18 protein-coding genes are annotated in these 25,920 nt (G+C 40.5%); 1 reads left to right on the top strand and 17 read right to left on the bottom strand.

Translation table 11 applies throughout. The features are described 5' to 3' along the window. Positions 1–25: 25 nt before the first annotated feature. The 7 genes from HMPREF9447_RS14670 to HMPREF9447_RS27455 all read right to left on the bottom strand — a co-directional run bounded on the left by HMPREF9447_RS14670 (position 26) and on the right by HMPREF9447_RS27455 (position 6,877). Entirely contained in the window at positions 26–1,132 is a 1,107-nt protein-coding gene (locus HMPREF9447_RS14670; RefSeq protein ID WP_044138207.1) for a 6-bladed beta-propeller, read from the bottom strand. A gap of 110 nt (positions 1,133–1,242) precedes the next feature. Beyond that, positions 1,243–1,476 (bottom strand): hypothetical protein, encoded by a 234-nt coding sequence (locus tag HMPREF9447_RS14665; RefSeq protein ID WP_009130521.1) that lies wholly within the window; start codon positions 1,474–1,476, stop codon positions 1,243–1,245. A gap of 399 nt (positions 1,477–1,875) precedes the next feature. Further along, positions 1,876–2,343, bottom strand: coding sequence for a hypothetical protein (locus tag HMPREF9447_RS14660; protein ID WP_009130520.1), 468 nt, complete (start codon positions 2,341–2,343; stop codon positions 1,876–1,878). Positions 2,344–2,521: 178 nt separating this feature from the next. After that, complete coding sequence (locus HMPREF9447_RS14655; protein ID WP_009130519.1) at positions 2,522–3,628, bottom strand: 6-bladed beta-propeller; 1,107 nt, start codon at positions 3,626–3,628, stop codon at positions 2,522–2,524. Positions 3,629–3,724: 96 nt separating this feature from the next. Continuing rightward, positions 3,725–4,849 (bottom strand): 6-bladed beta-propeller, encoded by a 1,125-nt coding sequence (locus HMPREF9447_RS14650; protein WP_009130518.1) that lies wholly within the window; start codon positions 4,847–4,849, stop codon positions 3,725–3,727. Positions 4,850–4,936: 87 nt separating this feature from the next. Then, positions 4,937–5,158 carry a hypothetical protein gene (locus tag HMPREF9447_RS14645; protein WP_009130517.1) on the bottom strand — a complete coding sequence of 74 codons (222 nt, stop codon included), beginning with the start codon at positions 5,156–5,158 and terminating at the stop codon, positions 4,937–4,939. 279 nt (positions 5,159–5,437) lie between these two features. Beyond that, entirely contained in the window at positions 5,438–6,877 is a 1,440-nt protein-coding gene (locus tag HMPREF9447_RS27455; protein ID WP_009130516.1) for a tetratricopeptide repeat protein, read from the bottom strand. A gap of 287 nt (positions 6,878–7,164) precedes the next feature. Between HMPREF9447_RS27455 and HMPREF9447_RS14635 the strand changes: the two genes are divergently transcribed. Beyond that, positions 7,165–8,484, top strand: coding sequence for an ATP-binding protein (locus HMPREF9447_RS14635; protein WP_009130515.1), 1,320 nt, complete (start codon positions 7,165–7,167; stop codon positions 8,482–8,484). 475 nt (positions 8,485–8,959) lie between these two features. Here HMPREF9447_RS14635 and HMPREF9447_RS14630 read toward each other — a convergent pair whose 3' ends face one another. The 10 genes from HMPREF9447_RS14630 to HMPREF9447_RS14585 form a co-directional block, all read right to left on the bottom strand. After that, a complete protein-coding gene (locus tag HMPREF9447_RS14630; protein ID WP_009130513.1) occupies positions 8,960–12,166 on the bottom strand; it encodes an efflux RND transporter permease subunit in 3,207 nt (1,068 codons plus the stop codon). A 20-nt stretch (positions 12,167–12,186) separates the two neighbouring features. Then, positions 12,187–13,662 (bottom strand): TolC family protein, encoded by a 1,476-nt coding sequence (locus HMPREF9447_RS14625; RefSeq protein WP_009130512.1) that lies wholly within the window; start codon positions 13,660–13,662, stop codon positions 12,187–12,189. A gap of 121 nt (positions 13,663–13,783) precedes the next feature. After that, positions 13,784–16,849, bottom strand: coding sequence for an efflux RND transporter permease subunit (locus tag HMPREF9447_RS14620; protein WP_009130511.1), 3,066 nt, complete (start codon positions 16,847–16,849; stop codon positions 13,784–13,786). An 89-nt stretch (positions 16,850–16,938) separates the two neighbouring features. Next, the gene (locus HMPREF9447_RS14615; protein ID WP_009130510.1) at positions 16,939–18,012 is read right to left on the bottom strand and encodes an efflux RND transporter periplasmic adaptor subunit; all 1,074 of its coding nucleotides are present in this window, start codon (positions 18,010–18,012) and stop codon (positions 16,939–16,941) included. A 176-nt stretch (positions 18,013–18,188) separates the two neighbouring features. Further along, positions 18,189–19,409 carry a DUF4934 domain-containing protein gene (locus HMPREF9447_RS14610; protein ID WP_044138247.1) on the bottom strand — a complete coding sequence of 407 codons (1,221 nt, stop codon included), beginning with the start codon at positions 19,407–19,409 and terminating at the stop codon, positions 18,189–18,191. 134 nt (positions 19,410–19,543) lie between these two features. Continuing rightward, positions 19,544–19,921, bottom strand: coding sequence for a ribosomal maturation YjgA family protein (locus HMPREF9447_RS14605; protein WP_009130508.1), 378 nt, complete (start codon positions 19,919–19,921; stop codon positions 19,544–19,546). Positions 19,922–19,967: 46 nt separating this feature from the next. Continuing rightward, positions 19,968–21,080, bottom strand: coding sequence for a 6-bladed beta-propeller (locus HMPREF9447_RS14600; protein WP_009130507.1), 1,113 nt, complete (start codon positions 21,078–21,080; stop codon positions 19,968–19,970). Positions 21,081–21,102: 22 nt separating this feature from the next. Then, positions 21,103–22,290 (bottom strand): 6-bladed beta-propeller, encoded by a 1,188-nt coding sequence (locus HMPREF9447_RS14595; protein ID WP_044138205.1) that lies wholly within the window; start codon positions 22,288–22,290, stop codon positions 21,103–21,105. Positions 22,291–22,446: 156 nt separating this feature from the next. Next, positions 22,447–23,670: a 6-bladed beta-propeller gene (locus HMPREF9447_RS14590; RefSeq protein WP_009130505.1), complete on the bottom strand. Its 1,224-nt coding sequence runs from the start codon at positions 23,668–23,670 to the stop codon at positions 22,447–22,449. A 137-nt stretch (positions 23,671–23,807) separates the two neighbouring features. Continuing rightward, positions 23,808–25,910 (bottom strand): ComEC/Rec2 family competence protein, encoded by a 2,103-nt coding sequence (locus HMPREF9447_RS14585; protein WP_081589781.1) that lies wholly within the window; start codon positions 25,908–25,910, stop codon positions 23,808–23,810. Positions 25,911–25,920: the final 10 nt, after the last annotated feature.

The raw sequence follows: 25,920 nt of genomic DNA, 5'->3' as shown, positions 1-25,920 counted from the left end.
TCAGATATCAATTAACTTACTCGTTTTATTTCTTCAGCCGAATCCGTATCAATACATTATTGCCCTCTTCATCTATACTTTCAGCTTGCTTCCGTATTTTGGGATTATCAGAAGCTAACCAAGCATCTAACAGTTTATGAGGCTGAAAAACAGCCTCTAAATATTCTCGCCCATCTACTCTATAATAATAATAAGGGAATAACAGTGGAAGTCCCCATAAATCATCGACAATCCCTTCTGAATTGACTAGTTTCCCGGATGATTTATCATAGAAACAATAATTCCACTGAATATCTTTGAAGTCAAAAGGCCGCCATATACACAAGAAATAATGAACTGTTTCAACTACAGTATATATCACCATACATTGACTAAATTCATTATCTTCCATTTTGGCAGGAGTTAATCGTTTATTCCATTTTCCCCACATAGCAACGGGTTCCTCACCTTTCTCCGAAACCCGATATATAGTATCACTATATTGGTTCCAAACCAACATTGTATCGCCTAAACAACCTAAGTGCGTAGACGAAAAGCCATAATAATTACCTTGAGCAAAATGTAAGCTTTCGTCCCGCTTGGAAGACAGTAAATTTCCCACTGTATCTGTTATAGCATAAATATAAGGTTGTGACTCGCCAGCATATACCTTATAATAAAAGTAAAATCTACCCTTTAAATAATAAAATTTCCAAATATACTCCTCAGGAAGCTGTAAAGAATGCTCACTTAAAAAAGTTCCACCATAAGAATATGACAATAGTTTAGATGTATCGATACTGTAAACATAAACCACCTGATCAGTCTCATTTATAGCCATCTCATAAAACTTCCTGTATTCACCGGGCCCTTGTCCTATAGAGCCTATCCTATTCATAAAATGTCCTTCATTATCATATCTCAGCACTCCTTGTTCCGTCCCAGCCAAAAAAAAAGATGAAGCATGAACAACTCCAGCCCCCTTATAATCAATAGAATCAGGCTGAATAATTGTCATTTCATCGGCTATATCAGACATTTTCAGACTCTTACTAATGAAGTCATTGTAATCCCAAACCATAATCCCCCCATCAGATTGATTATGACAAGAATATAAAAAAAACAAAAGAGAAGTTATAACTATTTTTATCATACAGGATATATATAATGAAGCTGTGTCAAAAGTACTGCGCTATGTACGGGCCAATGGTTATTTGCCAGGAATGCACAAAGTAACTTTTGACACATCCTCAATTATTAAAATTAGTAGCAAACAATAGCAACTTCATCACTACTTACTTCTTGACTTATACGAATTCTGTCAACTGCTTCTTTAGCCCCTCTTGCACTTTTGGCACAAACAGAACCTGAAGTACTTCCTCCACCCATCCAAGAACTGGTACAAGTGTACAGTTGTTCACCTTCACCGCACATACTTGAAGGAGATGCCCCTCCACGTACCTGCTTCATTTCCGAGACATTCAAAATCTTTTTCATAAGCATTTAATTCTAAGTAAAACAATAAAGGAAACCTCCGCTTATCCATCACAACAGCCAGCTACTCCGTTACGATTAATACTATACGGTATCAGCGTCAAAGTTGGAATGCAGCCAACATCTCAACTTGGAATGTAACAAAGGTAGGCAGGATGCTACACTTAAACAAGAAAAGATACCGGACAAAAAGGAAATCAGACATAACACTGTAAATCAAAATATTACCTCCATAACAAAGATAAAAAGAAGAACCTCAACCGGACAAGTTCTTCACTTTACTCCCTACAACTTCAGAACAAAATAATATACAAGCTACTAAAAGGATAAAAAATAATCTCATATCTGTTAGTAAATTAAGAAATAACAAGCATTTTTTCATTAATGCATTTAGGGATATTTCTATTCATCTTTTAAACGTACTAATGCCAACACAGGATTACCTTCTAAATCATCCGCATCCAATTTCCAATGAAGAGCACTGGGAATATTCTCTACTTTATATGCTTTTGTCTGTGTCATAATATATTCACGTCCTTTTAGCTTGACATATGACATCCTCAGATAGCGCATAGATAAATCTCCGCGCTTATCATACACTATGTCATCCCTAAGTTTATACGTAATGTCCGCATTCTTATCATACAAATTGTAATATGCTCCCTTACTTCTATTTTCAGAACTCCAATCTAACAACAGAAAGTTTTTGGTATCAATTATTCTCAAGCATCGAATACGTTCTTCCGGAAGTGAAGAGAGATCATCTGTTTCCTGCAAGCGAAAATTCCCTTTATCAAATAAATAAGCAGCTCTTTCGCAAGAAGGGCTTACATAGAAAATAGTATCATTAAGATTATCCCAATAGATCATTGTACTATCATCTACAGAAGTATAATTATTAATCAGAACAACTCCCGGATAAAAAATAGAATAATAAGGAACTGCATTCTTATTCCACCATATTTTATAAAAGTTTTCATAAGCAATATACTGTTAGCTCATATACTTAGATTGCTCTAAACTTCAAAATAGAAACATTTCAAGACTATTATTTCTTCAATCGAATCCGTATCAATACATTATTGCCCTCTTCATCTATACTTTCAGCTTGCTTCCGTATTTTGGGGTCATCAGAAGCTAACCAGGCGTCCAGCAGTTTATAAGTTGGATAGCCACATTCCAAATATTCACGACCCTCCATTACATAATAGTTATCAGGAATAAAAGAAGGAAGACCCCATAAATCATCAACGAGTCCTTCCGAATTAAATAATTTCCCGGACGCTTTATCATAAAAACAATAATTCCATCGAATCTTCATTATATCAAAAGGACGCCATACACATAAATAATAATCAATAGTTTCAACTATAGTATATAGTATCATAATTTGATAGTATTCTTCCTTTTCCACCTTAGCAGGAGTCAATCGTTTACCCCATTTACCCCATACAGCAAAAGCTTTTTCACTTTTCTCTGAGACTCGATAGATGGTATCGCTATATTGATTCCAAACCAACATGGTATCACCAAAAACTCCCACATGAGCAGACGGGAAACTAGGATAATTACCCGAAGTAAAATGTAAACTCTCGTCTCGTTTGGAAGCTAACAAGTTCCCTATTGTATCCGTTATTGCATACATGTAGAATTGTGATTCATCATCAGCATCTACAGTATAATAAAAGTAGAATTTATCTTTCAAATAATAGAAACTCCACGCCCATTCTTTAGGAAGTTGAAGAGAATGTTTATTAAGGAAAGTCCCATCATAAGAAAAAGACCATAGTTCAGAAGTATTCATACGGTAAACATAAATAATCCGCTCAGTTTCATTAATAGCCATAGTATAAAATTTGCTATATTCACCCGGTCCTTGCCCTATAGCTCCTATCCTGCCTATAAAATGTCCCTGATTATCATACTTCAATATTCCCTGTTCCGTTCCAGCCAAGAAAAAAGATGAAGCATGTACAATTCTGGCTCCTTTATAGTCTATAGAATCGGGCTGAATGATTGTCATTTCATCGGCTATATCAGACATTTTCACATTCACACTAATGAAATCATTGTAATCCCAAACCATTAGGTCAGTATCTGGATGGTTGTGACATGAACACAAAAAGAGGCATAGAACACAAATTATCATCTTCATAAGCAAAAAACTATTACACCACTATGATTCAGAAAAACAAACCACATATCAACCTTCAAAAGAGTTTTTCAACCGGACAAAATTCAAAACAAAATATTACATAATATTTTTCAAAGGAACTATTACCAATACAAAATTTCCTTCTTTATCTATTTTGTCCCCTTCATCTCTGAGTTCTTCATTATCACTCCTATTCAAAAAACTGCTCAATGCAAAAGGTTCACAAACATAAATCAAGAAATGTCTGCCACTTCTTAAAGAACAAAAATTTGCATTCATCATTGGATAATTTTCTCTGAATGTACGATTTTCACTTTCTTTCTTATCACAAACCGTCAAGAAATGTTCCACTGGCTTATCATGATAGAAACTACACCAACGGACAAAAAGCTTATCTGTTGTTTCATCTATAGCTTGAAAAATCACCTTACCATAATGCCCAAATGTGACCTCTGCATCTTCACTGGTTAAACGAAAATCACCTTTAGCCCATATTGCAACCGGAATATTTTCAGTTTCATTTATAGAATAAATGGTGTCACAGTAATGATTGCCGTACACAATGCCCTTAGCAGAAACTGAGCAATAGTCTCCCTGAAACAGGCTGCCATGTTCAGGTAATCTCAGTTCTGATAACGACAATGTTTTTTGTTCCACAATTTGCCCTAATGTATCCACTTTCAACCACAGCATTTCATTCTCTCTCCCTTGTTCCGCCAATCCCACAGAATTCATTAGATAAAAGAAATTGTGATGATAAACACAAGTTCTAACAATTAATTCACCCGGTAAATCTAGTCTGATTCGACTTAAGCATTGTCCTCCTAATGAATAAGTTAACAGAATATCCGGTTTACTGAGAACATAAATTAAGTTACGCTCCGCATCCCATGCCATAGAATAGGAACTATTATATTCCTGTGGCCCATTTCCAATACCACCTATCTTCCGCAAGAACTTCCCTTCTATATCATAAAGCAAAATTCCATCTTTAAACGAATTAACCATTATCATGCTATCAAGTAAAATCGGCTCATTAAACAGCACTATTTGCTGATTATCCAATTGAACAATCTTCACATCGTCAAAATAGTCTTTTTCACCCTCTTGGCTATCAATCAAATGTTTCATTGGATGGATAACCGGATAAAAAGAATCTTTTTTTTCAGAGCAGGCCTCTAATAAAAAGAATATAATAAACACATAAAACAATAGTTTCATTATAGTGACTATTTATATAGAAACAGCTATTATTCCTACCTAAGTAAAATAAATAGCTATTTCCACTTTACATTTCTAATTAGAAAACTAATTACATACTACAGTCATGCTTCCAGCTGCTCCATGAGCACTCATTACAGCTGCACCAGCTGCATTACCACTCTTTGCACAGACCGCTCCTATACTTGTCTGTCCATTTCCATAGTCACTAGTACAAGTGTATAGTTGTTCACCTTCACCGCACATTTTTGAAGGAGCCGCCCCTCCACGTACCTGCTTCATTTCCGAGATATTCAAAATCTTTTTCATACATATAGATTTTAATAAAACAATAAGGAAACTTCCGTTTTATCCATCACAACAGACAGCTACTCCGTTACAATTAATGCTATACGGTATCAGCATCAAAGTTGGAATGCAGCTAACATCCAACTTGGAATGCAACAAAGGTAGGCAGGATGCAGCACTTTTACCAGAAAAGAAGCCGGACAAAAATCAAAACAGTTATAATATTATAAATCAAAATATTACCTTCGCATCAAAGACAAAAAGAAGAGCCTCAACCGGACAAGATCTTCTCTTTATTCTCTACAACTTCCGTATAAAATCATCAAAAGCATCACCGCCGGACAACAAAAATTTACTCTTCATACGTTGCTTCGACTTCGCAATAGCATCGGCAGTCACATTAGAAACAATGGCAATCATGCCATTCGTAAACCCGGCTCGGATAAGATAACATATCCTCCGTTCCTGCATACCCAGTTTATAATCGCCAAGTTTTTCCGACATATCACCATAAAGGGTATCGATTACTCCAAATATCTCCATCCATTCCTCGTCCGACTTTACCAATCCATATGCCGGCTGGCAACGCAACTGACACAATCGGCTTAGTGCAAGCGTACGCTCAACAGGCAATAATGAATGAATTTCCTGATATTCTTTCAGTTGCTTTGTATAAGATACATTCAGTTTCTGCAAACAAGAGTTCAGCTCATCCTTATCTTTCTGCCGGACGAACAACTTCTCTATCCGCCGAGACAACTCATGATTTTCTTGTAACAATTGCTGCCGTTTTTCTTCCGATTCCACTCTTCCTTCATCCAATTGTTTCTCATTCTCTTTCAGGCGAGTAAGCAAATGTTCAATCCTCTTCTGAACATTCCGTTTGTATAAATGAAAAGCCACAAAGCCGACTACAACTAAAAACATGGTTCCGAAACCGATAGAAAGTAACCATACCTTACGATTTAACAGCTCATTTCTTATCCGCTGATTCTCATTTTTCAAGATTTCACTATTGTACTTCTCCTTTATTTCACGGTCTAAAGCCAGTTGATCCTCATTCATCTTACACCAGCTTGCATAAAGTTCCTGATATTCGGAAGCAAACTGCCTGAAGTCTTTGATTTTAAACTCTTCGTCCTGCAACACGTTCAAGTTTCGATTTCTTCCTCTTACAAAATCCTCTTTCATCAGAAACATTCCATTGGAAACCCGCCGCATCGGAAGTTCGTCTGTTGCCGACATTCTCCGGTATTGAAGCATTTGTTGCTTTCCTTCTTTCCAGTCATCCACATTATGGCAGACAATGGATAATTCAGTAGAAATATCCATAAAAAGATTCGGGTCAAAGTCCGCCACTGCCTCCTGCGCTTGAAGGTAATAATACAAGGCGCTATCCGGACGGGAAGATAAAAGATGGGCCCGCCCCATATTTCGCAAAGCATTGGCATAAGAAGCGGTCAGCGATTTCTTTTCGAATATGTCGGCAGCTTGCGAAAAGCATTGCAGTGCGTCCTCATAATTATGCCCATTCAGGTATCGACGGCCATAGTAACAATAGATAGAAGCTTTCAGAGACGGACTTTGCACCGTGTCGGCAGCCCGTAAAGTGATGGTACTGCGAATGGGAACTTCCTCTATAGGATGCTGGCAAGATGACGCAAGTACAATCATCCCCCCAAAAAGCAATAAACAGAACAGCATTTCCCGTAGTAATAGCAGCCTCAGTATAATATGCATAGGTTATCGTTCATGTATAGTGCAACAAATATACTGATTTTTATAAACATCTTCGACTTTATGCACACATTTCTGCCTGTGTCTTTGAAAAGAAAGCCAATTCGTCCCTATCCTGAAGACCACCCCCCTTTCAAAAAATCAACTATTGAATAAACTCTTTTCAGTGTCTACTTTATTGAGCTGGTACACAGAGAGAGTGATTTATATAAGAAAAGTGTGTTTTTAAACGCGATATTTTATCGGAAAAGTGTATATTTACAACCTGATTAATTATAGAAAAGTGTGATATGTTATATCGTAAAATCGAAAGTTACATAGAAAATTACCTACAAGCAGACTCTAATAAAGTGTTGATTGTGGATGGAGCACGTCAGATAGGTAAATCTTTTATTATCCGTCATGCGGGACAAAAACTCTATAAAAATTATATAGAGATAAACATGGAAGAGGATAAGTTGGGGGATGGGATCTTCGCGGATGCCAAAACGGTGAATGATTTCTATCTGGCATTGAGCGTAGTAGCGGGTGACAGGATGAAAGGACGTACTGATACACTTGTCTTTATAGATGAGATACAAGCCTACGATCATTTGCTAACCATGTTGAAGTTTCTAAAAGAAGATAATCGGTTTACCTATATAGCGAGTGGTTCGCTATTGGGCGTAACATTGAAGAATACGTCTTCCATTCCTATGGGAAGTATTGAGATTAAGCACATGTACCCAATGGATTTTGAGGAGTTTATCATAGCTAATGGTGTCGGTGAATTTGCCATCTCAACTATGAGGACTCAGTTCTTGGAACATCAATCACTACCGGATTCATTACATGCTAAAATGCTTGATTTATTCAAGAAATATCTGATTGTAGGAGGATTACCTGATGCTGTGAGGACTTTTGTTGAAGAAAAGAATGTAATGGCTATCCGAAAAATACAGGAAGATATTCTTGCTCTTTACGGTGTAGACGCATCTAAATATGAAAGAGACCATGCCAAACTAAAGATACAACGTGTATATAGTTTGATACCATCCAACTTGGAAAACAAAAAAAAGCGCATGGTGGTGAAAGATATTGAAGGGAAAAAAGGTAAACGAATGGCGGACTATGAGGAAGAATTTGATTATCTTATCTCTGCCGGAGTCGTTTTAGAAGTGAAAGCCATCAGTGTACCCAGCTATCCGCTAGTGGAGAACTGTGGTAAAAACCTACTTAAACTCTATTTGAATGATGTGGGATTGCTTACGGGTTTGTTTTTCAAAAACAATATACAGGCCATTATGCAAGATGTGCAAAGTATTAATTTAGGTTCGATTTATGAAACGGTGGTGGCGCAAGAATTGTCTGCGCATGGATTTAATCTGTATTACTATGATAATAAAAACAATGGGGAAGTGGATTTTTTGATAGATGATGCAGATAACCTCAATATAATGCCCCTGGAAGTAAAATCAGGCAAAGATTATACCATTCATAGCGCACTCACTAAGTTCTTGAAAGTAGAAACATATAACATACACCAAGCTTTTGTCCTGTCCAATGAGCAAAAAGTTTATCAGAAGAACGGAGTCACCTATATCCCCATTTACTACATCATGTTTTTTTAACATAGTAATGCGGTAATTGGCGAGTTTTAATGCTTAGTTATTATTCAATATCTTCTAAACAAATACAGTTCTCACAAAGGGGAACGAGCGTTCCCATTAAAGGAAACGACAGTTTCCATTAGGAGAAACGCGAGTTTCCATTAGAGGGAACGACAGTTTCCATTAGCAGGAACGCTCGTTTCCTACCATATGGAACGACAGTTTCCAAGGCAAGAAACGGCAGTTCCCTACCCGTAAGAAACTTCAACACACTATATATCAACAACATATAAAAGGCATTATTACAATAAAAATAGAGTCTTGCCAGATAAGAGCAAGATCCCGAATCAGGATATTATGCGGTGTAGGCAACTGATTTGCCTGCACCTACCTACACCCTTACCTACACCTTCTGAAACGCCCATCAATAAAGCGTTTGAGGTACATTGGTGTAGGATGTAGGCAAAAAGCGTCAAAAAGTAAATTTGTAACAGACTTATTGCTGACTTCTTTTTGGGGCTTTAGCACCCCTTTTAGGGAATTTGCAAACCTCTTTCCTCTTCAGACAAAACACCGGAAGGAAGAAGAAAATGCCGATGATAGACATTATCAGTCCGCCTATAGTGCCCGATGCCAACGGGAACCAAAAGGCCTCTTTATCCGTTCCGACCATAAACGGGATAAAACCCAGAATAGTAGAAACTACCGTAAGGAAAATGGGCAATATCTTTGCATTCCATGCCTTTGTATAGGCACGAAGCATGGAAAGGCGGGGAAAGCGGCGGCGGATACTATTGTACTCATTCAGAATATAAATGCTGGCATTCACCGTGATACCGCACAAAAGCACGAACGAAGCAAAGCCGCCCTGGTCGAAATTCAGGCGGAACCAATAGAACGTGAGGAACACCCCGATATAGGATACCGGAATGACGAATATAATAGCCAATGGCTGTTTCAGTGAATTAAACAGGATACTCGTCGTAAAGAAAATGATGGCAATCACCACTAACAACAATAGATATTGCTTGTTATCCTTCTTTCCCCATGCCCACGACTGACTGTCCGACTCGGCTGTATAGCCCATCGGTAAAGTTTTATTAAATTCTTCCAGATCCCGCTTCTGTATCTTGTTGCCCTGCTCATACGAACCGATATATTCGTATTGCAGGCAAAGGCGGTATTGCTGGTTTTCTTTGGCTATCTGCTGTGGCATTTGTCCCTTTTCCACCGTGGCCAGTTCAGAAAGTTTATAGTGTTTCCCGTTGTCTACACCATAAGGAAAGAACTGCATCGCCCATACATCATACTCATGAGATTGGCGCGAAGAAAGCCGGATACTTTCCGAACCGCTTTCCGTCACTACCGAACCTACCTGCATATTCTTACCGAATATCGGCTGGATGGCTGCGAACAGGTGTTGGGCATCAATCCCTTCCTGTGCCATGCGCTCCTTGTTCAGATTGAAATAGAACTCCTGATAATCATCTTTCCACCAGGAGAATTCCGATTTGATGAATACTTCCTTGATGCGCCGGTGCGAAAGCAGCACTTCTTTCAGTTTCTCGGCCGATGCATAGAGTTCATCGTAGTTGTAGCCATACATTTTGATACGGTAGGAACCTGCATTTTCGCGGACATCATTACTGAAACCCTGGTCCTGCAATCCGTACACGTCCCAACTGCCGCCTCCCAATTCAGAAACTTTACCTATCAGGTTGGCTTTCAGCGTATACGGGAAGCCATTGTGCTGGTGTTCCTTCTTGAAATATATCTGAATATTACCCCTGCGTGCATTGTAGACGGAAGTATGGAACTGCTTGATTTCCTTGAAACTGCTGAGATAAGTCTCCACACGTTTCATCAGGGTATTCATCTGTTCCAGTGTGCTCCCATTCGGCAGGTTGGCATTAGCATAGAGCACCACTTCTTCATTACGACTGAAATAGCTACCCTCGTACACCTTCTGAACAAACAAGCGCAAACTGCCACCCAACGCTTTATCCACTATAGGTTTCACTTTCTCCTTATAGGTAGAAGAACCCAGTGTTTTGTTATACCGTTCCACCCACTTACCTTCTCCTTCCATCTTTTCAGGAAGAAGGAAGACAGGCAAACCGAAGCCCAGCACCAGCACAATGCACACCGCCACGCGCCAACGCAGCAGGAAACGAATGAGTAATTGATAAAAATGACTGAAATACACCGTTATCCTCCGAATACGTATATGGAGGTGCCGAAGGTTATTCCCGGACGATTTCTTCACCAACCCAATCTTATCAATCATTGCCGGAACAAAGAAGAGTGCTACAAAAAGGGATACAGCCAGATTGATAATCACCACAGCGGCAAAGTCCTGCAAGTTCAACCGGATTTTCTCGTCCAGAAAGAAGATGATGACCAACGCACCCATTGTTGTTAAAGTAGCTGCCAGCACGGACATAAATGCTTTCAGATTACGCCGGTGCAAGATATGGTCGGTCATCACAATGGTGCTGTCTATCACGAGATTCAAGGACACAGTTATCCCCGCCAATGAATACAATTGCATTTCCAGACCGAAGAGATAGTAGAAAATAACCGCTACGGCAATATTAATGGACAGACTGGTGACTATCAGGAGCAAGTATTTCAGATTCAGGGTAATAATCCAGACGAATACTAACAAGATAAGTACCGTCAGTCCCGTACGGAAGTAAATCTTATTCAGCTCTTCACGAATAAACTCCGTGGCATTGTAGCTGGTATGCACCTCATAACCGGGCGGCAATGTCAGGCGTATCACTTCCATTTCTTCCATCACTTCATTGCTCAGTTGCAACTGGTTAGCTGTTTCTACAGCCGTGACGGACATATAGATGGAGTTCAGGCCATTGATGCGGTAATAGCTCTGCGGTGCTTCTTCCACATGAACCACCGTCACCAACTCATTCAGACGGATAATTTTACCATCCGAAGCCGTCACCGTGATAACCGAAGGATCGAAGTCACCACTGACACCATCCGGCACCAGCACCAGACGTATCCACTGCTTACCGGCAGGTGTGTCCATGTTGTGCGTACCCAGAAACTCTTTATTATAATGCAGTTGAATGGCACGCCGGATATCTGAAATAGTGACACCTAAGGTACGTAGTTGTTCACTGTCATACTCCAACCGCCACTCCATCGGGGTGGCGCCACTTAAGTCTATCTTATAAATGCCTTGCAATTGTGCCAATCGCGGTTTGATATGTTCTTCCGCATATTGCTGTATCAATATAGGCGTGGAGGGGGCATTCAGCGTAAACGAAAGGAACGGACGTGAAGTATTTTCATCGGGAACCTTCATATCAATATACGGATAGCTTACCCCGGTAGGAAGTTGCGACCACGTCTGGCGAATGATAGTAGAAGCTTCAAAACGTACTGCATCCACATCCGCGTGCTTGTCCAAATCTACCGTAATAGAACCATAGCCATTGCCGGAAGTGGAATACATCGCTTTTACCCCTTTGATGCGAGCCAACATGGATTCCAATTTGCTCGTTGCCTCCATCTCCACCACCCGCGAAGAAGTGCCCGGCATGTTGAAACGCACCGTGAACCCCGGCAACGTACGCGACGGATTCAGCTTGACCGGTAGTAACGGTACCAAAGCCAAACCAACCAGTGCCAGACAGACAAAGGTGACGATGAGGGTGAAGGGGGAGAAGCGGTTCATAATTATTAATTATCAATTGATTATTGGGCATAGTCAAATTTGTCGGAAAGGGAGAAGCCGCTGGCAAAATCGTGTAACGTCAACTTACGGATTTTGTAGTAGTTCAGCCAGTAGTTCTTCAGGGCGGAGATATAGTTGCGCTGGGCTTCCTGTTGGCGATTCAAAGAGAGCGTGAGGCTGCTGATGTCCGCTTTGCCGATGATGAAGCGTTGGCGGGTTTCATTGTATGCCAGGATAGAAAGGTCGAGGGCTTCTTCGGCGCTCGTCACCAAGGCTTGCTGAACGTTAAAATCGCTCACGGTCATGATGACTTCCTCTTCAATGCTGATTTCATTCTGGCGGGAAGAGGTTTTCACTACATTCAGGTTGTTACGGGCCATGTTGTACTTGCCTTTGCGCACTCCCCAGTCCACCAACGGGATAGAAACGCTGACAGATACCATTTCCTGTTGCATAGGGCGATTGTAGGCTTCACCAAACTTCTCCGCCACCTGGTTGAAACCGATACTAGCATTGATGCTGGCATTGAAACGAGATTCTTTCTTGGTTTTATCTACATTCCGTTCGGCTTCCAGCACATCCTGACGCAATCCAAGGAAATTCGGATTATTGGAACGAGCAGCATCCAGAGCAGCATCCACCGGAATAACCAACTCACCCGGGCGGCTGGGGAGGGAAAGCCGTATCTCTGTATTCTTCTCAAAATTGAGGAAGGAAGCCAATGAGAACATGGCACGTTTCAATGAACTTTCGGCATTTTGCAAGGTGTTACGGGCATTCACTACATCCAGTTTCAGCGTCAAGAGGTCGGCACGACTGATGGAAGCTATCTTCAAACGTTGCATACCGATACGGTAAAGGGTGTCGGAGGAGGCGACATTCTCCTTTGCAAGGTCGTACTCCGCCTGTGCCATGGCAAGCTCAAAGAAGTAAGTTGTGGCTTGTTCGGATACTTGCTCAGCATTGTAGATATATTCTTTCTTTACTTTTTCATATTTCAACGGTTCTATTTTCCGCTCCCAACGGAAAGGATTGTAGCCCACCAAACTTTGTGAATACCCTACACGTATGGGAACGCTGGTATATTGGGTGTAAGAATTGGAACCGAAGCTACGCATATAGCCTAGCTCCGTATCCAGATAGAATGTACCACCTGTCAGGTCAAAATTTTGCTTGATAGCCAGATTACCATAGGCGTAGAAAGATTGCTGACTACGGTAAATATCCAAGTCCTGCTCAGAGTCGTAACGTTTGGTGATGTCGCGGTTGTATTGTGCGGGAGTCATGTTCAGCGTGAGGCTCGGCAAGCGGTTCGCTTTATAGGTGCGGTATTCCCAGTAGCCGGACAGATACATGTTTTTTGTACGGAATGCTTCCAGCGAACTATCGTTTGCTATGGCAATAGTCCGTTGCAAATCCAACGTTATCTGTTGTTGCGCGACAGAAGGAAGCGCCTGAGAAAGTCCCAAAAGAATTATTAAACCAAGTTTTTTCATTATTTCAAGCTTTTAATTAGTGATTAGTGATTATCGATTAATGATTAGTGAGCTGCGCAATATGTGCTTGCAGCGTACATGCCGCACGGAATACTTATCACTAATCACTAAAACCTAATCACTAACATTTCTTCTCTTTATAAATAAACCAATATATCAACGGTATGATGAACAGACTGACCAACGTACCGATGAACATCGCCCCAATCATGGCAATGGAAAGCGGTTTCTGCAACTCCGACCCCATATCAAAAGAGAACAACAACGGCACCATCGCAAAAATGGTAGTCAGCGAAGTCATGATAATGGGACGCAGCCTGCGCCGCCCCGCCTCATGAATAGCTTCCAGCAGTGGCATACCCGTCTTACGCAATTCATTAATTGCATCGAGCTTCAGGATGGAGTCATTGATAATGATACCACACGTCACTATCAGACCGATGGCAGACATCAGGTTCAACGTATGCCCGCATATCCACAACAACACCAAAGCAAAAGCCACGTCTATCGGTATCTCCAATAGTACAACAAGCGGTTGCACGAAACTCTCAAACTGTGCCGCCAGAATGAAGTACATCAACAAAATGGAAATGAAAAGAATGACCACCAGTTCATCCAGCATCTTCCGGTTAGAAAAGAAACTTCCGGAAAAAGAAGTATCCCAGTCTCCGGTAGCATCTGCAACTTCCTTTGCCTGCTGCATCAACCATTCCGCGTTCTGCACATCATAAAAACGGAATGGTATGTATTCGCCATTGCGCCCTGCCGTAATAGACTTCAAATCTTCTGCCGGAATCACTGAGACCAGTTCGCGCAAAGGCAGATATTCTATACCCTTATTGTCCGCCCGCGTCGGCACCAAGGTTTCCTGCAAAATACTATTCACCGTTTGCTCCTCTCCTACAATGCTGATAGGCAGATATTGCTGGTAAGAGTGGAGAGTGGCTACACTGTTTTCCTTGAAAGCGGTTTTCAATACACGATACAGCTCGTCGTACGAAACATTATAAAGCAAAAGTTTCTCCTTATTGATGCGGATATTCAACTGGTTTTCGAAGGCAATACCTGTAGGAGCATAGCCTGTACGGGCAATAAACCCATCTTCCAGACTACGCAATTCATCAGCCGTCGGCACCTTTTCGTTATTACGGGAATAGAGTTCGGCAACAATATCAGCTTCTCCGGTCACAAACAGTTTCTCGAACACCGTTTCGGGCGGTGAGAAAGACACAACAGCCAACGGATATTCTGCTTTGAGAGAGCGATAGACTTTTTCCTGCAAAGAAGCTATCTCAGAGGGGTTCTCTGTTTTAAAATAGAGTTCTGCTTCCGAAGAAGACAGAGCCTGTTCACGGTTCAGGAGGTAATCCTGTTGTCCCACGGCAGCAGTCTGTTCTATGGTTTCGCCTCTAAAGATTTCGAATAGAGCGTCCACCCTACGGCGATTCTCATCCACATGAATATTCTCATTCCATTCCACCCGAGCTATCAGTTCGTTCTGGTCTATTTCCGGCATACGCTCTTTACCTATGAAATAGAACATAAATACGCACAACGGCACGGAAACAATGCAGAACACCACACTTGCCGTTTTGTGAGCGAATATAAAATCAACTCCGGCATCATAGAAACGGTCGAGCGTATGGTCCTTTATAGGATTATTGATACGGATGCGCGAGAACCACGACTTGCGCAACCCCGTGCGGTAGACCAGCATATAGAGTACCGGCAGCAGCATGATGCCTGTGAAATAAGAAACAAGCAGTCCGACCGTTACAGAGAAAGCCTGGTCGTAGAAAATGGCACCGGCAATACCACTCATAAAAATCAACGGTACAAATACCGCTATCGTGGTCAGGGAGGAACTGAGCATCGGCGAAATCACCTCACTGGTACCCGCAATGCATGCACGCCTCAACGAATATCCCCGTTCCCGATATTGTGAGATATTCTCCGTCACGATGATGGAGCTGTCAATCATCATACCCAATGCCAAAATCAGTCCGGACAGCGATATGATGTTCAGAGACATCTTGAACAGATAGAAAAAGAGGAAACAGATAACAATGGAAACCACCATACTCAACCCAATGATAAAGGGGGATTTGACGTCTCCCAGGAAAAGCACAGCTACGATACAGATAAAGAGGAAACCCAACGAAAGGTTTTGCTGTAAATTAGAGATAGTATAGTCTAATAATTCTGTTTGATTACGGCTGACACTGAACTCAATGTCTGGATATACACTTTGGAAGTAACTCATGGTGCCGCCAATCGCCTGCTTCATATCATCCATGTTTTCATCCGCCTGTTTGATAATGGCCAGCGTCACCGCACGCTTACCATTGCTTACAGACACTCCTTTTTCCTTAACAGGAACAACGCCTATCCGACAAAATTCTTCCAGACGGATAATGCGTCCTTCCTTATTAATAAGGATATTCTTCACATCATCTTCTGTGCGCAGCAAGGTGGAGAACTTGATGTTGTATTCATAATAACCGTCGCGCACCGTCATGCTACCCGGCTCTACATTGTTCTGCGCAAGTGCAGTCTCCACATCCTGTATGGAAAGGCCCAGAACGGCAAGTTTATTTTCGTCAGGTACTATTTGCAACTGACGCTCCACCAATCCGGTGATGTCTACCATCGCCACTTCCGTCAACTGTTCAATACGCCGCTTGATGACGCTCTCGGCAAACTCACACAGATCGAGAAACGCACGTTCATCAGTCTGCCCGTAAGCACTGTCGTTCTTCAAGGTAAGGCTGAGATAAAACACCGGAATATCAGTAGCGCTTGCCTTTACTACCTTGGGGCGGTCCGTGTCCTTAGGCAGGTAATTCATGGCAGCGTCAATCTTCTCGTTGACCTCAATAAAAGCAAGGTCTGTATTGGTTCCGTAATCAAAGTTCAAGCGGATAAGTCCTGCCCCGTCCCGTGTTTCGCTATCCATATCTTTCAGGCGAGCCACCTGGATGAGTTGTTGCCGCAATGGTTTTACTACGGTATTTTCTAACTCACGCGCAGAAGTGTTCGGAGCTGAAACTTGTACCGTAATTTCCGGAATGGCAATATCCGGCAGCAAGGATACAGGTAACGTGAAATACGTCACCAGACCGACTATGAAACATGCGGTAAACGCCATCAGTACGGCAATGGGCCGCTGTACCAGAAACTTGACCATTGTTAAATTGAAAATTAAAAATTAAAAAATAAGAGTAGAAGGATTGAGAATAATTATTAGGATGCATGGCATTTTTTACTTCTCAATTCTCAATTTTTAATTATTACCGGGGCTTCATGGGCCAGGTTTACATTGCCCGTCACAATAATCACATCTCCTTCCTTCACACCATCATCTGCTACCGTATAGCTATCGGCATTTTCCAACCCAGTCTGTACATAATTCCATTTCGCCTTGCCTTTCTCTAAAGTGAAAACCACTTGTTTACCGGAACGCAACACCACGGAACTCTTCGGAATAACTAATTGCTCACCAAGAGAACGATGCACATTGACGCGGATATTCATTCCATTGAAAAGTTTGCCTTGCCCGTTTACAATGGCTTTCACCTTCACCATACCTTTATCATCTACCAGAGGATTAATTTCGGAAATGCGTCCTTCATACTTGGTGGAAGGAGCAGCATAAGGAGTAACCACGACTTTATCGCCACTCTTAATAAGAGGAAGTTCGCTCTCCAATACCGTGAAATCAGCTTCCATACCTTGCGTACCGATTATTGTGCAGAAAGCGTCGGAAGTGCTGGGTGCATTATAAGGTTTTGAGAACAGGTTGGCTACTACTCCATCAAAAGGAGCAATCAGCGTGGCATGTTCTTCTTCATATTTAGCCAGTTCATACTGGGAGAGACTCTGGTCATAACCGCTCTTCACACGTGCCAGTTGCATGATGTCGTCAGGAACTTTGGCGGTATCATCCGCTGCATAGCCCTGCCCAATCAATACGTCCTGTAGTTCCAGTTTTGATTTTTCCAAAGCATCCTTGGATTGTGCAGTCTTATTCTTTAAACGGAATTTATCCAACTCTGCCAATTTCTGTCCTTTGTGCACCCGGTCACCGTTCTTCACATAAATCTGTGCCACTATACCGGAACTTTCAAAGCGTAAATCTGCCATTCCTCCGGCTACCACTTTGCCATTGCTCACCAATTCATGGTTAAACATCTGCCGCTTCAAAGTCATCACGGTCACTTCATTCTTCTCGTCCGGCAATACGGTAGCTACTCCTTCATCAGCAGCTTCTTCTTTCTTTGTACCGGAACATGCTACCAGCACAGCCAATGCCAAACAGAACAAAAACCGGTAATTCTGTGTCTTTATCATTCTATATTAGTTTTTCCGTTTACACTTATGTATGCAAAATTAGCCGTTTTCTCATTACGAACCCTTATATGCATATGGACAAAACGAGACAGCCTTCAGACTGTTATTTTTCTAATTATCAAACAAGTATATTCTTGTCCGCCTCAAAACAGGTGGACAAGAATATATAGTATTCTTTATTTCGGTACTGTAATCACCACTACGGGATTGGAATCTTCCGTCAAATTCTTCAGTGCAGCCAGTTTACTGTTTTCGGTAACTTCGGGGTTTTCTTCCAACCAATCCATTGCATCTCCGGCTTCAACAATCATTCCATATTCTCCTTGCAGACTACAGGTCTTGGGGCGGAAAGGCATAAACCCGGTCAGGTCATCCGTGAAGCCTTCCTTTTCATCATTCATGCGGGTAGTCTTAGCTTTCCGATCATAAATTCCATTATGGGTTTTAGGATAACCCTGAAAGCATTGAAAGAATACATTGTCATCAGTCTCATAAATGCAACTTACCAGCAAACGGTTCTCGCTATCCACAAAGGTGCCACGTTCTCCATCGCCTAAGTGCCATTTACCGGTAGCAAATGCAATAGAAGGAACCAAACCATTCCGTTCTACCGTATAAATAGTATCATTAAAACTCTCTTTGAACCGCACTTTTCCACCACTCTTCCATAAAAAAGGAATGCCCATGACGTTTATGGAGCTTTCCCCATTCTTAAACCGGCTCAAAAGAAGACCGGCATTACCCTGTTTAAGAACCGAAATACTGGCAATATCTTCTACAGCCTTTTCTTGCATCGGCGGAAACAAACTGGGAATCGTATCTACCCGCTCACCGGCTTCGTTAAAGAACAGCAAGGAACTGGCACTATAACTCATAGCCAAACCATTGTAATGACCAATAATAAGCGAATCTGTAAAACAGAAATCAGACGGTACAGCAGGTTTGTTTGGTATAGCCAGTTTACCACGATAATTTCCCTGCACGTCATACTTTTGCAAAGTAGTCGGATGCCGCATGAAATAGAGCAGACCATCTACATCATTATAAGTAGGCGCCGGAGCCGAGTATGCCTCCGGGTCCTCTCCCACATGCCCAACCTTAGTCAGGAATTTACCCGTTTCTTTATCAAACAACAGACAATCTTTTCCCGACACCACTACAATCTGCTTATCCAGCAAAGTAATGTTCGGATTTCTTCCTATCAGGCACGAATCGGTAGTTTCCAATGCAACATAACGCACATCGGCACCCAATTCCGAAAGTTTCAACTCAGCAGGCTTCTCCATTGCCCCTGCCACATCAATAGAACATAATTCGTCAGCCGACGACTGCGGAGTACCGGTACAAGCAGCCATCAAACAAACCATCCCTGCGGCATATAACCATTCTTTTTTCATGATTTCTTGTGTGTTTTTAGGTTTAACATTCATAACGTTTCCGCAAATAAACTAATATTTTTAGTTTTTAAACTAAATCTTATCGTTAAAGAACTAAAAACCCTCATTTAAAAGTGTCGGCAAGGTGTATCCACTTACCGACGGATAAAGAAAAGTGGCAAACATCCGACAGCATAGCAGACAATATCCCACCACGAAAAAGATGTGCCCAGCACAACCCTTGCCAACGTACAATCTTGTAGCCCTACCAGAGTGACAAATTGCAAATACTGAAATGTCTCAATACAGCAGGCAAATAAGAATACCCACAGTGGCAACCACCGCAACGGACGGGTAATAAAGATGCGTACAAAGCAATATACTAATATCACCACTAACACATCTCCCATATACGGGCGTACAAATGCATCGTGCACAAAAAGTGCTATTAATGTTTCGATTATGAAAAGACCGGCAAAGCAGATGGCATAAAACCAACGGCTACCTACAAATTGATTGTTTCTATTATTCATTATTATTTGTCATATGAGGATTCAAATATAAGGAAAATACAGAGATTTAAAATTTCAATAACATCAGTACCGGATTATCATCCTCGGACAATTGGCTCAAAGCCTCCCTTTCTTCAGGAAGCATATCTGTGTCATGTTCCAAAATATATTCTATATTTTCCGATTCCGACGAAGTCAGAAAAAGCAAGCAATTATCTGTAACCCCATTCACTTGCTGATAAGAACGTATTTTTCCTGAGAAAAAATTAGGTTTTGTAAGCTCTCCGGTCTTTTTATTCTTCAATATGGCAACAGAAGGAAAGCTACTTAAGTCGATATAAAGATATTCGTCTGTCTCACAAAAAGCACTTATCCCACGTAACACGTCTTTGTCTTCTTTATATGCAGCCTGCATATTTTTCTGCCATTTCTTTATTATGTCTTTAGTAGCCCACCGGGTGGATGGAAATTCTAAATAGCCCTTGATGCCGTTCTCTGTAACCTCACACAGTTCCGATGAAAACAATTTATAATAATAAAGGGAACCATTTGAGCGGAAGAAAGATGATCCAAAACGCTGAATGCCATCATCAAAAATATCATCATAGGTTGACAACACTTTAAGTTCCTTAGAAATAGTAGAATATCTGGCCAAAGCAATGTCAATATCTCTCTCTCCGCCTTTCAATATGTTAGCCAAATAAAAGACGCTGTCATTCAATGCAGCAAAATCAAGCATCCGTTCTCCAATCATATACTCTTCAAACACTGTTCCCTTTGAGGAATATTTGATTACCTTGCCAACAGAAGTATCTGCCACATAAACGTCTCCTTGCAAGTTAACATCTACACCCCATGCCGAAGTGTATTCACCAGGGCCTTGTCCCACCTTATCAATACAGTAAGCAAACTTGCCCTGCTTATCGAAAACCAATATTTTTTGTGAAGATATAAAATAGAAATAGCCATTAACATAACGCACCGTAGAAACTCCTCCTATCAAAATTTCGTCATTAGTCTCTAGAGGAATGTAACGTATTTCCTTTATTTTCTGTTCCGGCAGATTAGTTAGCGAATCAATTGCCAGCGTATTAGCATCTACACTTTCCACTTTATTTTCCTGTTTGTGTTGGCAGGCAAACAAACACAGTAAACTTGCGACAACAAGTATCTTTTTCATAAACTATGATATTATATCTGTATTACAAATCTTCATTACCCTCTGCTTCATAAAACGCCTTCATATGAACCTTAAACAATACCGGATTAGAATCCTCATTTAAAGAAGCAATCAGATTATCCATTTTTTCCCTATACATATCCGAGCACTTTTCTCTTGCCCACTTCCAGTAAGAAATTAACCATTCTGCCTGTTGCAGGAAAACCAGGTCACCCGTAGTGGTGGTATAAAAATAATGGATATTCAGTCCACCCAATTGGGATAACTGGGCCATACTGCCTACTTTGTATTCGGAGGTTTGCTTATCATAAAGAAAATACTTAAACAAATTATAATCCACATAATATCCTAACATGAAACGCTCCGTAGTCTGTAAGTATTCAAATCCCTTCAGAAACTTATTACGACGAACATATCTGGAAAAATCCTCCCTATTCACATCTACATCTTCAGGAAGACTTCTTGAAGTAAAATGAAGAACATAAGAAGGATATACCGTATCCTTTTTTACCGTATAAATAGTATCATTAAACGGATAAATTAAAGTAGCTGCATCACCAAACCTGCTGGTATACCTGCCTAATCCATACCCCGATTTATTTTTATGTTTTTCTTCATAAGGAATATAAGATGCAATGACTTCGGAAGTTCTTAAATCGAACTTGAAAAGATTATAATTGCCATGCTTACTCTCCTCGTAATTCGATATCTGATAAATCGTATCATTTTCCAGTAACAATACTTCAAAATGCCAAACGTCATAAGGAACTTCCCTGTAGAAATCGCTATTCAAATCATAGATAATATATTTCTGTCCACCCATTTCCTTTACAAGAATAGAATCTCCTTTAAAAGTGAAATTCCATAATTTAGCATACTCACCGGGACCATTTCCTTGCTTTCCAATGCGCTTCTGATACTTCCCCCGGGAATCAAAAACCAATATTCCATTATTAGTTTCATCAAGCACGTATATCTTATCCTTATAAAATTCAACTCGTTTCACATCAGCAATGAGACATTCGTCATACGTTTCCAATGGGATTATCTCAATCGAGTCATCCAATACTTCGGACAAATCTAAGATAGAATCTACTTCTTCAGGGTTTATCACAATTTCTTTTATTCCCTCATACGACTGAAGAGAAGTGGAAGGACCACAGGACAAAAAAAGCGGTAGTAAAAAGAATAAGGTATAGTAGTGCTTCATGGTATTCAAATGATTAATTAAAAATATCGACTTTATTCTGTCGGTAAAAATATCACTTATTTCCATACATTTTAGATTTTATACCAAAAATGTAAGTCACATTTCGCATAAAACAAAAGGAATACCACAATCTTATAGTAGTTATTAACAAGCCTGTCATTTTTTAAACTCATAGTATATTATAATAGGATTAGAATCTTCTGTCAATGTCTTCAATTTATCAGCCCCCTCTATGCGGGAACTTATTCCACCTTTTTCTATATTCTTTAAAAGTATATCTTTTGTAAAACCATCATTCATCCCTATACAATATATCCGGTCCTTGTCGAACGTAGCAGTCTTAAAAACCAATTTGGTTTCCGCTTTATCTGTATAGAATAAATCGTCACTAAAACCAGTCATGACAGAAGTTACATTGGTCTTTTTGTTATAGAGAGCAGTATATCCATACATCTCGACTTGATAGTTCAAATGGACATATTTATCGGTTTCCCAATAGTCATATATACTATATATCTTCTTGGCTTTTGCCAATCCATCACATATTTTCGAAATGACTCTAGGGTTTGACATATCATACTGAGCCATTTGAGCTTCCATATCTTTCTTGGTCACCAAACTTTTACTTTGAAAAGCAATATACGGTTTTATTCCTTTAGGAGTTATTTCAAATATTGTATCCATGAAAATCTGCATAAATTTAGGATTTCCAGCAGGAACAGAGATAAATGTATGCTGATCAGTACTGAATAGTTCATTCCACCCTTTATTATATTGGGAAGCATCTAACTGAAAAGAAGTTCTTTTTCCATTGGCAATGTTCACTTTACTCAAAAGAAACCGGCTCCGGGATTTATCAAATGTATACAAATTCGTATACAGTGCATTTTCAGAATACTGTATGTAATTACTTCTCGTAGCATCATTTTCGAGTCTAAACGAGTTCTCATAAGCTCCAGTACTACTATATTTCAAAACCCTTTGATTTGAGTCCAGTATATATATTTTCTTATTTACCTTGTCGACTGTTATATCATCCGGCGATACGTATTCACCGGGACCATTTCCTTTATTTCCTATCTTCCTCACAAATTTACCTTGCTTGTCAAACAGAAAAAGTCCTCTCCTCTTTTCCAATACATACAAATAATTATCAAGGAATTCTATCTTATCGACTTTTCCCAACAATGATTCATCCGTATCTTCCAGAACGATGATTCCCGCTTTGCTGAATAAAGAAGAATAGGTCATCTTTTCTAATTTTTCGGCACTATCCAGATTCATTACATAGCAATTTTCCGTAACAGTATTGTTGTCCTCTTCATTGGAAGTAGTCAGCATACCTAACATTAATATCATTAACAGTGTTAACATTTTCATAGTATAATCTATTATTTCATTTAAGATAGTTATTGTCACAACAAAAGTAAGACATATAACAAGACAGAGAAAAAAAATGTGTTACATTTTCTTTTGATTACATTACCAATTTAGAAGAATTATCACTAAACGCAAGATTACAAACGAATGCAAAGCGCTCCTCTCTCTTTCAAAGAAATACAAGAGATAGCCAAACGGGAACAGTCATTTCGTAGAATATCACTGCGATAGTCCGAAAGGGAAGCATCCAGAATTACTGTTCGGATGCGAAACAAAGAAGTTAATTCCTCAATATGTCCGTTGTAACCTTTAGAAATGTATAAATAATCAATAATCAAAGGTTGTTTTGCAGTCTTATTCTTCCAACGGGAATCATGGAGCAAACAAATCCGCTTACCACCATAAGCAACAATATGGTTGCGGAAAGTAAAACCAGGAATAGAATAATCTGTAGTCAATGTTTTGGGAATTGAAAGGTGCTGGTGGTTCCAACTGGGAGCAAGCGTACGGTGCAAACGAGATATATCCGGTAAGCTATCAGCACACGCCAGCCAGGATTTCCCATCAGCAGCAAGGCAATGAACAGCAGGGCAGTTACGAACATTATAAAAAGCTAAGCTACGACAGGGAGAAGACAAGTTAACCGAAACAACATGATAAGTCGTCAGAAAAAGCAAACAACACAACATCCAATACACACTACGGACAGTGCAGATAACCAAACTCCGGTAGAGAAACATCAGAAAAAGATAAAACAACACAATTTCCCAACGGTCTATCCACAACCCATCTATAGAAGATGCAGGTAATTGCTCTATCCAGCGGAGAACACTATTCTGAGTGTTTAACAAAGTATTGACAACCGAAGCAAAACCATACTGCAAGAAAGGAAAAGGAGTAAGAATAAGCAGAAAGATAGCAGAGTACAAAATCAACGTCACCATAGGAATCACCCACAAATTTGTCAGCAGAAAATGAGTGGAAAAGCGGGAGAAATAGAGAATAACTAAAGGTGCCGTACCTATTTGTGCTGCAATAGAAACAGTTAATAATCCCCAGATATAGCGGAGAGCACGGCGTTTTACAGAAAATAAGCTATACAGTTTGGGTTGTATCAATAGGATAGAAGCCACCGCAGCAAAAGATAGTTGAAAACCTACATCAAACAACCAAAGCGGATTATAAAGCAACATCAGAAAGGCAGTAGCTGCCAATGTATTCAGAGTTAACGGTTTCTCCGGTTGCAGGCAAGAAACAGCCAACAGAGAGAACATGATGACAGAACGTACCACGGAAGAAGAGAATCCCGTAAGAAAGGCAAATGCCCATAAAAAAAGAATGATAAACAAAAGTCCACAAGGTTTGAAAAAAGCCCATCGCTTCCAGATAAAAGACATCAAGAAAAGTAACAAGGCATAGAGAAAGCCTATATGAAGTCCTGAAAGAGCCAAAACATGACTGGCTCCTGCAACAGAGTACGTTTCCTGAATATCCTCACTCAAATTTTCCTTATCTCCAACCGTGAGAGCTGAAAGCACCGCAAGATTATCTCTTTGAAAACCTAAATGACGATATAAATTCACCACTTTCTCGCGGTAATCAGAAGCTATCTGCCGGAAGGTACGGGAAACACCGTGTCCAACTACCTTCCAATGACCGGCAGGAACATAAGCTGTAGCACTACCGCCCTTACGGATAAGATAGCGCATATAATCAAATTCATCCGGGTTACCATTATTGGCAGGAGGAACAAGGCGGGTATGTACCCACAGTTTATCTCCCCTGCATAACACGGCAGAGACTGAGTCTTTTGGGAAATACAGTAAAACAGTATTGCCGTGTTCTTTTTTCTGCACAGTCTCACCATTCACCTTACCCTCCAATTGTACACGACACAGGATGCTCCGTTCTTTTATCTCCGGCTTTTCCCGGATGACTGCCTGATAGATTTCCGTTTTATCAGAAAAGGAAAAATCCGTGAGATGCAACCGTTCTTCTGCCATGCCGGCACCTAAACCAAAACAACAAAGAAATACAGAAACGCCGTATAACCAATTCAGGCGATAACTATTGGAAAAGACATAAGCAAGAAAAAGCAGAAAGAAACCTGCCGCACAAATCCAGACCGACAAATAATCAAAGGACAGACAAGACACTTCTGCCGGAAATTCCGGTGAAAACTCTGTCCGCTGGTGGAAGAAGTGCGCATCCCCACATATAATACCACCTGCAAACGGCATCAGAAGTCGC

Origin of the sequence: Bacteroides oleiciplenus YIT 12058 (assembly GCF_000315485.1) — a bacterium.
Taxonomy (GTDB): domain Bacteria; phylum Bacteroidota; class Bacteroidia; order Bacteroidales; family Bacteroidaceae; genus Bacteroides; species Bacteroides oleiciplenus.
Note: the sequence above shows the minus strand (reverse complement) of the source record. Positions and strands in the feature narration are given on the sequence as shown.